The organism is Kitasatospora sp. NPDC059817 (assembly GCF_042731835.1).
Lineage (GTDB): Bacteria > Actinomycetota > Actinomycetes > Streptomycetales > Streptomycetaceae > Kitasatospora.
Window position 1 is genome coordinate 24,635 of record NZ_JBHWIR010000022.1, and the last position, 11,487, is coordinate 36,121.

The 11,487-nt window shown below is 73.9% G+C and carries 10 protein-coding genes; 6 read left to right on the top strand and 4 right to left on the bottom strand.

Translation table 11 applies throughout. The annotated features are described in order from the left end of the window. Positions 1-171 precede the first annotated feature (171 nt). From ACFV61_RS07705 to ACFV61_RS07720, 4 genes are all read left to right on the top strand, one after another. Positions 172-843, top strand: coding sequence for a TetR/AcrR family transcriptional regulator (locus ACFV61_RS07705; protein WP_380490599.1), 672 nt, complete (start codon positions 172-174; stop codon positions 841-843). Continuing rightward, positions 827-2,461, top strand: coding sequence for an acyl-CoA dehydrogenase family protein (locus ACFV61_RS07710; RefSeq protein WP_380490601.1), 1,635 nt, complete (start codon positions 827-829; stop codon positions 2,459-2,461). The genes ACFV61_RS07705 and ACFV61_RS07710 overlap by 17 nt, the downstream gene beginning before the upstream one ends. After that, complete coding sequence (locus ACFV61_RS07715; protein ID WP_380490603.1) at positions 2,458-3,342, top strand: amidohydrolase family protein; 885 nt, start codon at positions 2,458-2,460, stop codon at positions 3,340-3,342. The genes ACFV61_RS07710 and ACFV61_RS07715 overlap by 4 nt, the downstream gene beginning before the upstream one ends. A gap of 322 nt (positions 3,343-3,664) precedes the next feature. Continuing rightward, positions 3,665-4,108, top strand: a complete 444-nt coding sequence (locus ACFV61_RS07720) for a hypothetical protein (protein ID WP_380425983.1) — start codon at positions 3,665-3,667, stop codon at positions 4,106-4,108. A 7-nt stretch (positions 4,109-4,115) separates the two neighbouring features. Here the strand turns inward: ACFV61_RS07720 and ACFV61_RS07725 are convergent, their stop codons facing one another. The 3 genes from ACFV61_RS07725 to ACFV61_RS07735 form a co-directional block, all read right to left on the bottom strand. Next, on the bottom strand, positions 4,116-4,952 hold the full coding sequence (locus ACFV61_RS07725; RefSeq protein WP_380490606.1) for a helix-turn-helix domain-containing protein: 837 nt from the start codon (positions 4,950-4,952) through the stop codon (positions 4,116-4,118). A 124-nt stretch (positions 4,953-5,076) separates the two neighbouring features. Then, on the bottom strand, positions 5,077-5,559 hold the full coding sequence (locus ACFV61_RS07730) for a DUF2269 family protein (protein WP_063347418.1): 483 nt from the start codon (positions 5,557-5,559) through the stop codon (positions 5,077-5,079). Between the two features lie 154 nt (positions 5,560-5,713). Continuing rightward, positions 5,714-6,421 (bottom strand): 4'-phosphopantetheinyl transferase superfamily protein, encoded by a 708-nt coding sequence (locus tag ACFV61_RS07735; protein ID WP_063347417.1) that lies wholly within the window; start codon positions 6,419-6,421, stop codon positions 5,714-5,716. A gap of 284 nt (positions 6,422-6,705) precedes the next feature. Between ACFV61_RS07735 and ACFV61_RS07740 the strand changes: the two genes are divergently transcribed. Beyond that, entirely contained in the window at positions 6,706-8,154 is a 1,449-nt protein-coding gene (locus ACFV61_RS07740) for a choice-of-anchor A family protein (protein WP_380490608.1), read from the top strand. Positions 8,155-8,315: 161 nt separating this feature from the next. On the opposite strand, the gene ACFV61_RS07745 is transcribed toward ACFV61_RS07740, so the two are convergent. Continuing rightward, positions 8,316-10,448, bottom strand: a complete 2,133-nt coding sequence (locus tag ACFV61_RS07745) for an alkyl/aryl-sulfatase (RefSeq protein WP_380490610.1) — start codon at positions 10,446-10,448, stop codon at positions 8,316-8,318. A gap of 284 nt (positions 10,449-10,732) precedes the next feature. Between ACFV61_RS07745 and ACFV61_RS07750 the strand changes: the two genes are divergently transcribed. Further along, the gene (locus tag ACFV61_RS07750) at positions 10,733-11,332 is read left to right on the top strand and encodes a hypothetical protein (RefSeq protein WP_380490612.1); all 600 of its coding nucleotides are present in this window, start codon (positions 10,733-10,735) and stop codon (positions 11,330-11,332) included. Positions 11,333-11,487 lie beyond the last annotated feature (155 nt).

An 11,487-nucleotide genomic window follows, 5' to 3' on the forward strand; every position in this document is an offset into this window, starting at 1 on the left:
CGGGTTTTTTTCGCGCCCCCTCTTGACCGGGCCTGGGGGCGGGCGTTGTTGAGGCTTGGGGTGTGGCGCGCCCGGGGGGGGGGGCGGCCTCCTCGCGCATCTGGCGGGGCCGGCCCGCTCGGGACGGGCCGGGCCCTATCTGAAGTACTGAATCAGTGCTTCAATACTTTCATGGCCTACCGACGCACGCCCGCCGTCCAAGCCCGGCTGGACGCCCAGCGCGAGGCCGTGCTGCAGGCAGCCGTCCTGCTGCTCGCCGAGCGCGGCTACGGCGGCTGCACGATGGCCGCCGTGGCGGACCGTGCCGGGATCGCCACCGGAAGCCTCTACCAGCACTTCGCCAGCAAGGCCGAGTTGTCCGTGCAGTTGTTCCGCCGGGTGGTCACCCGCGAGATGGCCGCCGTCGACGCGGCCGTCGCCCTCCGGGAGGGCCCGCGGCAGCGGATCGCCGCGGTCGTCGAGACCTTCGCCGCCCGCGCCCTGCGCGCGCCCCGGCTGGCGTACGCGCTGCTGGTCGAGCCGGCCGACGCGGTCGTGGACAGCGAGCGCCTGGTGTTCCGCCGGGCGTTCCGGGACGTGATCGCCACCGAGATCGCCGCCGCCGTGGCGAGCGGCGAACTCCCCGAGCAGGACCCGGTGCTGACCGCCGCCGCGCTGGTCGGCGCGGTCGGCGAGGCGCTGGCCGGCCCGCTCGCGGCCGCGCCTGCGCCTGTGCCTGTGGCAACGGCCGCGCCCGCACGGACGGCCGCGCCCACGAAGCCGGCGGGCACCACCGACGTGGTCCCCGCCCTGGTCTCCTTCACCCTGCATGCCCTGGGAGGACGCGATGACAGCGACGCATGAGGTCACCAACCAGGTGCCCCTGCCGTACGGACACGACACCGCCGCCGATCCGACCCTGCTCGCCGCCCTGCACCGGGCCGGCGCCGGCTGGGCCGAGTCCGAACTGCACGAGCTCGGCCGCCTGGCCGGCTCCGAGCAGGCCGCCGAGTGGGGCCGGTTGGCCAACGAGAACCCGCCCGTCCTGCGCACCCACGACCGCTTCGGCCACCGCGTCGACGAGGTCGAGTTCCACCCGGCCTGGCACGAGCTGATGCGCACCGCCGTCTCCCACGGCCTGCACGCCGCGCCCTGGCGGGACGAGCGGCCCGGCGCCCACTCCGCCCGGGCCGCCAAGTTCTTCGTCTGGGGGCAGGTCGAGGCCGGCCACACCTGCCCGATCTCGATGACCTACGCCGCCGTCCCGGCCCTGCGCGCGAACCCCTCCCTGGCAGGCGAGTTGGAGCCGCTGCTGGCCGCCACCACGTACGACTTCGGGCTGCGCGAGCCGCGCACCAAGCGCGGGCTGATCGCCGGCATGTCGATGACCGAGAAGCAGGGCGGCTCGGACGTCCGCACCAACACCACCACCGCGACCCCGCACCCGGACGGCACCTACCGGCTGACCGGCCACAAGTGGTTCACCTCGGCGCCGATGTCCGACCTCTTCCTGACGCTCGCCCAGGCGCCGGGCGGGCTCAGCTGCTTCATGCTGCCGCGCGTCCTCCCGGACGGCACCCGCAACCGCCTCCAGCTGATGCGGCTCAAGGACAAGCTCGGCAACAAGTCCAACGCCTCCGCCGAGCTGGAGTACGACGGCGCGGTCGGCTGGCCGGTCGGCGAGGAGGGGCGCGGGGTGGCGACCATCATCGAGATGGTCAACATGACCCGCCTGGACTGCACCGTCGGCGCCGCCTCCGGCATGCGCTACGGCGCGACCCGGGCCGTCCACCACGCCCTGCACCGGCGGGCGTTCGGCCGGCCGCTGGTGGACCAGCCGCTGATGCGCAACGTGCTCGCCGACCTGGTCGTGGAGTCCGAGGCGGCCACCGCCGTCGCGATGCGGCTCGCCCAGAGCACCGACCTGGCCCTGGCCGGGGACGAACCCGAGGCGCTGGTACGGCGGTTGGGACTGGCGGTGGCCAAGTACTGGGTCTGCAAGCGCGGCCCGGCGCACGCCGCCGAGGCGCTGGAGTGCCTGGGCGGCAACGGCTACGTCGAGGAGTCCGGGATGCCCCGGCTCTACCGGGAGGCGCCGCTGGTGTCGATCTGGGAGGGCTCCGGCAACGTCGCCGCCCTGGACGCGCTGCGCGCCATGGCCAAGCGCCCGGAGACGGTCGAGGCCTTCCTCGGCGAGCTCGACGCCGCCGCCGGGGCGGACCGCCGGCTGGACGCGGCCGTCGCCGACCTGCGCAAGCAGCTCACCGACCAGGCCGACCTGGAGTACCGGACGCGCCGACTGGTCGAGTCGATGGCGCTGGCCTTCCAGGGCGCGCTGCTGGTCCGCCACGGCAGCCCGGCGGTGGCGGACGCGTTCTGCGCCACCCGCCTCGCCGGGGACCGCGGCTCCGCCTTCGGCACCCTGCCGTCCGGCGTCGACACCGCCGGGATCATCGACCGGGCCCGCCCGGTGCCGGCGTGAGCGAATCCCAGGAGGTCCGCGCGTTCTGGCAGGCCCTGGGCCTGCCCGGCCTCATCGACGTGCACACCCACTTCATGCCGAAGAAGGTCCTCGACAAGGTGTGGGCGTACTTCGACGCGGCCGGCCCGCTGGTGAACCGGCCCTGGCCGATCACCTACCGCGAGGCCGAGGAGCAACGCGTCCAGCGGCTGCGGGACTTCGGCGTCCGGGCGTTCACCTCGATGCTCTACCCGCACAGGCCCGGCATGGCCGGCTGGCTGAACGCGTGGTCGGCCGACTTCGCCGCCCGCACCCCGGAGTGCCTGCACACCGCGACGTTCTTCCCCGAGCCCGAGGCGCCCGGCTACGTGGCCCGCGCGATCGAGGACGGCGCCCGGGTGTTCAAGGCGCACGTGCAGGTCGGCGGCTACGACCCGGCGGACCGGCAGCTGGACGAGGTGTGGGGGCTGCTCGCCGAGACCGGCACGCCGGTGGTCACCCACTGCGGGTCCGGACCGGTGCCGGGCAACTTCACCGGTCCCGGTCCGATCGGCGAGGTGCTGAAGCGCCACCCCGGACTGGTCCTGGTGGTCGCCCACCTCGGCATGCCCGAGTACCGCGACTTCCTCGACCTGGCCGAGCGCCACCCGGCCGTCCGGCTGGACACCACGATCGCTTTCACGGACTTCGCCGAGGCTGACGTCCCGTTCCCGCGCGCCGAACTGCCGCGCCTGCGCGGCCTCCAGGACCGCGTCCTGCTCGGCAGCGACTTCCCCAACATCCCGTACCGGTACGTGCACCAGCTGGAGGCGCTGGCCGGGGTGGGCCTGGGGGAGGAGTGGCTGCGGGCCGTCTGCCACGACAACGCCGCCGCGCTCTTCGGGCTCGCCCCGGCGGGCTGAGGCGGCCGGTCGCGGGGGGGGGGGGGCGGCGCCGCCCCCCCCCCCCCCCCGGCCCCCACCAGCGGGGGTAACCACGCCCGCCCGCCCGGGGGGGCGTTGGGGCGGGGGCCCGCCACCCCCCCCCCCGCCCCCGCGCTCTTCGGCCTCGCCCCGGCGGGGGGGGGGGGGCGGCGGGGGGGGGGGGGGGGCGGTCCTGCGCGCCCCCGGCCCCGGGCCCTTACCTGCGGGGTAATCGACGCCCGGCGGCCGGGCGGGCAGGGTGGGGGGACCCGGCCGGCGTCACCGCCGCCGGGCCCCATCCCCGTCAGGAGGCTGATCCGCCATGTCCGCGAACGCCCTCACGCCCGCCCGCCCCGGCTCCGCCTCCCCCCTGTGGACGGTGCGCGGTGTGCTCGCCCTGGACGCCCTGGTCACCGGCGGCAACGGCCTCGTCTACCTGGCCTTCGCCGGCCCGGTCGGCGAGCTGCTCGGGGTCGGCCGCAGCGTCCTGCTCGCCCTCGGGCTCTTCCTCACCGGCTACGCCCTCGGGGTCGGCGCCCTGGCCGCCCGCCGGCGGCCGCCGCGGCTCGCGGTGCAGGCGGTGATCGACCTCAACGCCGTCTGGGTGGTGCTCAGCCTGGTGGCGATGGCGGCCTGGTTGGAGCCGACCACGGCCGGCGCCGTCTGGATCCCGGTGCAGGCGGCGGTGGTGGCCCTGTTCGCCGTCCTCCAGTTCACCGCGCTGCGCCGCCGCGACGGGGGCGGCACCGGGGGGCGTCGCACCTGAACCGGGGTCAGCGCTCCGAGCCGACCGCGTCCTGGAGGAACCGCACCGTCTCCGCGTCGGCCGGCAGGAGGGTCTCCATGGCCAGCTCGGAGACCGTCACGTCCAGCGGCGTGTTGAAGGTCGTGATGGTGGACAGGAACGACAGCACCCGCCCCTCGTGCCGGATCCGCATCGGCAGCGCGAACGGGGACAGCCCGGCGCCGTCCACCTGCTCCCCGCCCGGGCCCGGGTCGTCCGCCGCCGTCGGGTAGCCGGCGACCTCCTCGTACAGCCGCTGCAGCGCCTCGCCGCGCAGCAGCTCGATCCGGTGCTCCACCCGCTCCAGCAGGTGCCGCCGCCACTGCGGCAGGTTCACGATGCGCGGCGCCAGCCCCTCGGGGTGCAGGGCGATCCGCATCGCGTTGAGCGGCGGCTCCAGCAGGTGCGGGGCGACGCCGTCGAGGAGCAGCCCGAGCGAGCGGTTGGCCGCCAGCACCCGGAAGGTCCCGTCGACGACCAGCGCCGGGTACGGGTCGTGGGCGGCGAGCAGCCGCTCCAGGCCGCCGCGCAGCGCGTCCATCGACGGGTCGTCCAGTGGCGTCTCGGGGAAGTGCGGGGCGTAGCCGGCCGCGAGCAGCAGGGTGTTGCGCTCGCGGACCGGGACGTCCAGGTGTTCGGCGAGCCGCAGCACCAGCTCCCGGCTCGGGCGGGACCGGCCGTTCTCGACGAAGCTGAGGTGCCGGGTCGAGGAGTCCGCCCGCAGGGCCAGTTGCAGCTGGCTGAGCTGGCGCCGTTCGCGCCAGCCGCGCAGCAGCGGTCCGACTCCGGTACCCGTCGGGCTGCCCATGCCCGCCATGATCGTCATGGCCAGGACGGTACTGGACCGGGCCCGCCCCGGGGGAGAGGGCCTTCCGGCCCGGTCGGCGTGGATTCGGGTGGCACGGCTGGGCGGTGGAGCTTTTCGTTCGGTACGGCTTCGGGGGTCCGGCTCAGACGCCGGTGCTCGACCCCGGCCGGATGACCATCAGCACCACGACCACCGCCCACAGCAGGTTGAACACCCCGGCCGTCATCGGCAGCAGCCGCAGGCCCTGGACGGCCTTGGCGTGCTGCTCCGGTGCGGTGTCGGCGCCGAGCGCGTCCACCGCGGCCTGCTGCCCGGGCAGGACGAAGAGCAGCAGCGAGAGCGCGGCGATCGCGGTGAGCACCATCGAGACGATGATCCAGGACTGCCCGAGCACGTCCATCACCTGGGCCAGGCCGATGCCCATCACCGGCACCGCGACCCCCAGCAGGGCGTAGACCTGGGTGATCCGGTGCAGGATCCGCAGCACGCCCGCGTCCGAGGCCTGGTCCGGCCCGCCGGCCAGCGCGGCCTTGGCCCGGCGCGGGAACATGCTGACGGCCACCGCGACCGGGCCTATGAACAGGACCGACGCGAGGACGTGCAGGCTCAGCAGGAACTTGGCCATGGCGGGGACACCCTTAAATCCGGCGGTGGGCAGCTGGTGCGACGGGCGTCCGGTGGCGGCGCGCCCGCGATCAGGCACGCTAACACCGCTTATCCGGGGGCCCGCCGCGCGGGTGGGCGTGCTCGTTCCGCAGGACTGCAGTGCTCCGCCCTGTTCAGCCCGCCGTCGTCAGCTGGACGATCCTCGGCGCGGCGGTGCTGACCGCCGCGACGGCGGCGCCGTGCTCCGGGTCGGCCCAGTCGAGCAGGTGCAGGTCCTGGTGGCGGCTGCGCAGCGGGGCGCCGGGCGGGACGTCCAGGGGCAGGTCGGACAGGTCGACGGAGGCCAGGGTGTCCAGGGTGGCCCGCCCGATCTTGATCAGCGACTCCTTGCGCACCCACAGCCGCAGGAACGCCTGGTCCGGTTCCGGTGCCGCCTCGACCAGGCGCAGTTCGGCGGGGGAGAGCACCCGGCGGGCGACCGCGCCCAGCGATCCGCCGCGCGCGGCCAGCTCGACGTCCACCCCGACCGGCTGGTGGCCGGCTCCGGCCGCGACCACGCCCCGGGTGTGCGACAGGCTCACGTGCACCTCGGGGTGGTCCGGCAGGTACGGCTTGCCGTGGTCGGCCAGGCCGCAGTCCGGGCACTGCTGGGCGAGCGTGAGCGAGGCCGCCGGGACGTCGAGCAGCCGGGCGGCGCAGAGCCGGACCAGCACGTGGCCGGCGGTGAAGTCGATCCGCCCGGACTCGTGCCGGAAGCGCGCGGCGCGCTCGCGTTCGAGGGGGGTGAGCAGGTGCTCGCCCGCTTCGGGGTGCCGCAGTACGGCGTCGGCGGACGCGACGGCGACGAGCGGCGTGCTCTGGTCCTGGGCCTCGGAGGTCATTGCTCCAACCTAACGGGCGCGGACGTCGGGCGGGGGCGGCGCGGAGGTCGCCCGGGCAGGGCCGGTGGGAGGGGACCGCTGCGCCGCGCGGTGGATTTTCGGATCGGATCTGAAGATCTGTAGGGTAGGAATCGCCCGATTTGAGGTTGGATGTCCCGGATCTGCGGGATCGCCAGCAGATAGTACGAACGGGGCAGGTTATGCGCGCCTGCTCTTTTTCCTATGCGCGGAGGAATGTGTCGATGGGTCAGGGCACCGGTACGCCGGATCACAGAACGACCGCCGTGAGAAGAGAACCCGCCACCCGCAGGCGTCGGACCGTCCGGGTCGCCGTGGCGACCGTCGTCGCGGCGCTGCCGCTGGCGGCCGTGCTGACGGTCGGTTCGGCTGCTCCGCTCGCCCCGCCGCTGGGCGCCTGCACGGGCCCCGACTGCCCTGCCACCTGGCCGCCGCCGAACAACGGCGACTTCCCCGGCCGGGACGCCAGCATCAACGTCTTCACCGGCGGCAACTACACCGTGACCGGTCGCGCCGCCGAGGCCGAGGGCAAGATCGTCACGCTGGGGAACCTGACCGTCGAGAAGAACGGCGGCGGCATCTACAACATGGGCGTCGTCGGCGTCGGCTCGCGCGTCGTGCCGCCCAACGGCAGCGACTTCGTCACCACCGGCGGCAACGTCGACGTCGTGACCGGCAACTCGATCCTGATCGGCGGGAGCGACTCCCACGGCCCGGCCTTCGGCAACCTGCGCCACGCGGGCAGCGTCACCGGCACCGTCAGCATCGACCCCACCGGCCAGGCGATCCAGGACCCGAACGCCGCCGCCCCGTACCAGACGGTGCTCACCCAGATCGAGGAGATCTCCGACTGCGTCGGGAAGGCCACCGCGACCGGCACCGTCGACATCTCCTCCAGCCAGGCGACCTTCACCGGCGACGGGACCAGCCTGAAGCAGGTCTTCAACGTCACCCAGAACCTCGCCTCGCCGAGCGGCGGGCAGATCGGACTGGTCTTCAACAACATTCCGGCCGGGGCCACCGTCGTGGTGAACATGCTCGGGGACAGCCCGATCATCAACACCTACACGGGCACCGGCCTGGCCGGGGACCAGACCACCGACATGCGGTCGAAGCTGATGTACAACTTCCCGACCGCGACCTCGGCGCAGATCCTCGGCAGCGCCCAGTTCCAGGGCTCGGTCCTGGCCGGCAACCCGGGCGGCACCACGACCATCGCCCAGCCCGGGATGAACGGCCGGGTGTACCTCGCGGGCAACCTGATCCACACCGGCACCGGCGGCTACGAGATCCACAGCTACCCGTTCGACGGGGACCTGCCGGACTGCCAGGTGACGCCGAGCCCGTCGCCGTCCACCTCGCCGTCCACCTCGCCGTCGTCGTCCCCGTCTTCCTCGCCGTCCTCCTCGCCGTCGTCGTCCCCGTCCTCTTCGCCGTCCTCCTCGCCGTCGTCGTCCCCGTCTTCCTCGCCCTCCTCCTCGCCGTCGTCGTCCCCGTCCTCTTCGCCCTCGGCCAGTCCGTCCAGCTCGGGTCCGGCCCCGACCAGCCACCACCCGTCCGAGCACCCGACCAGCCACCACCCCGGTGGCGGCGGTGAGTTGCCCTCCACCGGCGCGGGCAACGCCCCGGTGGTCTTCGGCCTGGCCGGCGTCGGCCTGCTCGGCCTCGGCGGTCTCGCCGTCCTGGCCGCCCGCCGTCGCGGTCGCCACAGCTAGGTCCGGCTTGGGGCTTGCCCAGCGCAAGGAACGCCCGAGCAGCAACAACGGCCCAGGCCGCCCGCGTCGACCCCGACCGGGCGGCCTGGGCCGTGTCGGCGGCCCGCCGCAGGCGCGCGTCGGGGCGGCCCCGCGCCCGGGGGGGCGCTGTTTTGCAAGGTTTACCGAGCGGGCGGGGTGACGATGGGGAACTTCGGGTCGGGGAGGGTCAGGGTGTCGAAGACGGCGTCGGCCGCCTGTTGGGCGTTCGCGCCCGCGAGGGTGATGCGCTGGTCCTGGACGGCCTGGTCGAAGTTGTGTCGGAAGCCGGGGGTCTGGGCGAGGTCGTCGAGGGTTTGGCGGCTGAGGGTGATGGTGGCGTCCGGGACGTCGACGAGGCGGTCGCCGCCGGCCACGTAGACCAGGACGCCGTTGCGCAGGGTCGTGGTGCAGGTGTCGCCGGTGTCGGTGAAGACCCAGTTCAGGGTGATCGGGAGGCGGTTCCGCTCGGCGGCCGTCGGCCCGTCCACGCTGCGGGCGAGGGCGGAGAAGAACTGGTCCAGGGTGGTGCTGCGGATCAGGTCGGCGGAGGTCTGGCTGGTGATCAGCGGCTGCGGGCCGTCGACGACCTCCCGGGCGCCGGTCAGGTAGGCGTTGCGCCAGGTCCCGTTGGCGCTGCCGTAGCCGAGCTGGGTGAAGACCTTGGCCTGGAGCTCCTTGGCCCGGGTGACCTGCGGTTCGGCGAGCGGGCTGCCCGAGTCGGCGGCGGCGCCGAAGATGACGTGGTCGAGGAGTTCGGCGGCCCAGCGGAAGCCGTCCGTGGTGTCGGTGTCGTAGGCCCGCTGGGCCGCCGTGACGACGGCCTCGGCGCCGCCCATCGCCTTGACGTACGCCGCGCCGGCCTTGACGGGCGGGAGCTGCCACAGGTGGGCCGGGTTGGCGTCGTACCAACCCATGTACCGCTGGTAGACCGCCTTGAGGTTGTGGCTCATCGAGCCGTAGTAGCCCTGGTTGTACCAGTGGTCGTCCAGGCCCGGCGGGAGGGTCTCCAGCTCCTCGGCGATCTCGATGCCGGTGCGGCCGGCGTTGATCAGCCGCAGCGACTGGTCGTTGAGGTAGCCGTACATGTCGCGCTGGGTGTTGAGGAATTCGAGGATGCGGGCGTTGCCGGGCGCGCTGCCCTCGCCCGCCTCGCTCCACATCGGCCAGTGGTGCGAGGCGAACAGGACGTCGGTCTCCTTGCCGAAGGTCTGGATCGCCTCGGTCAGGTACTTCGACCACGCGTGCGCGTCCCGCACCTGCGCGCCCCGCAGGCTGAGGATGTTGTGCATGGTGTGGGTGGCGTTCTCCGCGATGCACAGGGTGCGGGCGGCCGGAAAGTAGATGTTCATCTCCGCCGGGGCCTCGGTGCCCGGGGTGAGCTGGAACAGCATCTGCACGCCGGCCAGGTCGAACTGGTACAGCCCCGGCCGCCAGGGGATGGCGTAGGCGTCGCTCCACTGGTCCCTGGGGACCGCGGGGTGGGCGGGCCCGCCGATGTAGTCGGTCGGCGGGACGAGCGTCACCTCGCCGGTGGAGATGGTCGTGCCCAGGCCCGAACCGACCTGCCCCGTCGGGCTCTTGTCCAGCTGCGCCGCGTACATGTACTGCGCGCGCCGCGCCATCGCGGGGCCCGCGTAGACGTTCTCGCTGATCGCGTGCTCCAGGAAGCCCTCCGGCGCGACCACGGGGACGCCCGGCTCCAGCGGGTCGCCCTGCTCGGCGAACAGGCCCCGGGAACCGCCGAAGTGGTCGACGTGGCAGTGGGTGTAGACGACGCCCAGGACGGGTCGCTGCTCCCGGGTGAGCTCGGTCCTGTCCCGGAACAGCCGGAGCGCGGCCTGCGCGGTCTCGTAGCAGGCCAGCGGGTCGATGATGACCAGGCCCGCGTCGCTCTCGATGATCGTCATGTTCGACAGGTCGTAGCCGCGTACCTGGTAGATCCGGTACGCGGGACAGCTCGTGACGTGGAACAGCCCGGCGATGGCGGTGAGTTCGCCCTGCCGGTGCAGGCTGCCGTTGACCGTGGGCATCTCGGTGCGCAGGTCCGGCTGGAGGAACTCGTACGCGGTGAAGTCCCAGACCACCTCCGACGGGTTCTTGCGGGACATGATGACGGGCACGTCCGGCGGGGCGATCATGAACCGGCTGGCGTCGGCGAAGTCCCGGCCGTCCTTCTCGTCGGCGATCCTGGCCGCCTCGGCGGCCTTCCGGTTCGCTTCGGCGACGGCGGGCGTGGGCTCGACGGGCTCGGTGTACTCGGGCGTTCCGGACATGGCGAAACCACCTCCATGGGTAGGTGAGGGAACCGCCGCACTGCGGCGGGGCAGTCGCGCTATGTGTGCATACGACTACGAACAAGGGGGGTGATCGAGCCATTTCCTTGACATGAACCTGTCGACAAATTGTTCGACGGTCGCGCCGTCCCAGGGCGCACGCACCCCCTGACGTGCGCTGTCGTGCCCGCCGTTCGAACCCGGGAGGGGGCGCCGGCCGTGATACCGGCGGAGGCCGGTCGGCGGTCGGCGGTCGGCGCGAGGACGGATGTGGGAGGACAGCGATGGCCTGGTACCAGGGGCAGAGCCGGATCACGGTGACGGCGGTGGAGGGGCAGTGGCCGCAGCGGGCGGTGGTGACGGTGCGCGGTGGCCGTCCGGTGGAGATCCCCGGGACGGTCGGGGCGAGCCACCTCGTGGACGCCGAGCGCTGGGAGCTCGACCTGGAGCACCGGCGCGAGGGCGAGTGGTGCCCCAACATCCGCGCGGTGCAGGGGCGCTGGCAGGAAGTCCGGGGCGTGCTGACGCAGCTGGTGCACAGCCGCAACCGGGACGGGGGCAGTGACCGCAGCGACCGGAACCTGGTGCTGCGGATCGAGCGCGTCGAACCGGGCGACGGCGCGTCCGTGGACGTGGCCGCGCAGGGCCGCGCCACCGCGCCGCGCACCTCGGCGGGCCAGTCGGCGGCGTCCGGGGCGTCGGCCCCGCGGACTTCGGCCGCGCCGGTGCGCGGGACGTCGACCACCTCGTCGGCGCCGACCGTGCGGACCAGCGGTTCGGGGGCCGGGTCGGCCGGGCCGGGCCCGGCCGCTCCGTCGCGCGCGGTGACGTCCACCAGTGGCACGGCGACCAGGCCCTCTACCGGCAGCTCCTGGCGGGGCTGACGGGCGTTCTGAGCTGACGGATGTCCTGAGTCCGCCCGCGTTCCGGCGCGTGGCGGATCCGCGCGGGGGGCCCCCCCCCCCCGGCGCGCCCGGGGGCGGCCGGCCACCCCGGGCGCCGGCATCCGCCCCCCCCCCCACACACCCCGCCACGGCGA

What these genes read in the sequence shown, in the direction of transcription:
- ACFV61_RS07710 (WP_380490601.1), top strand. Translation starts at nt 827, where the DNA reads ATGACAGCGACGCATGAGGTCACCAACCAGGTGCCCCTGCCGTACGGA.
- ACFV61_RS07750 (WP_380490612.1), top strand. Translation starts at nt 10,733, where the DNA reads ATGGCCTGGTACCAGGGGCAGAGCCGGATCACGGTGACGGCGGTGGAG.
- ACFV61_RS07745 (WP_380490610.1), bottom strand. Translation starts at nt 10,448, where the DNA reads ATGTCCGGAACGCCCGAGTACACCGAGCCCGTCGAGCCCACGCCCGCC.
- ACFV61_RS07735 (WP_063347417.1), bottom strand. Translation starts at nt 6,421, where the DNA reads ATGACCTCCGAGGCCCAGGACCAGAGCACGCCGCTCGTCGCCGTCGCG.
- ACFV61_RS07730 (WP_063347418.1), bottom strand. Translation starts at nt 5,559, where the DNA reads ATGGCCAAGTTCCTGCTGAGCCTGCACGTCCTCGCGTCGGTCCTGTTC.
- ACFV61_RS07725 (WP_380490606.1), bottom strand. Translation starts at nt 4,952, where the DNA reads ATGACGATCATGGCGGGCATGGGCAGCCCGACGGGTACCGGAGTCGGA.
- ACFV61_RS07720 (WP_380425983.1), top strand. Translation starts at nt 3,665, where the DNA reads ATGTCCGCGAACGCCCTCACGCCCGCCCGCCCCGGCTCCGCCTCCCCC.
- ACFV61_RS07705 (WP_380490599.1), top strand. Translation starts at nt 172, where the DNA reads ATGGCCTACCGACGCACGCCCGCCGTCCAAGCCCGGCTGGACGCCCAG.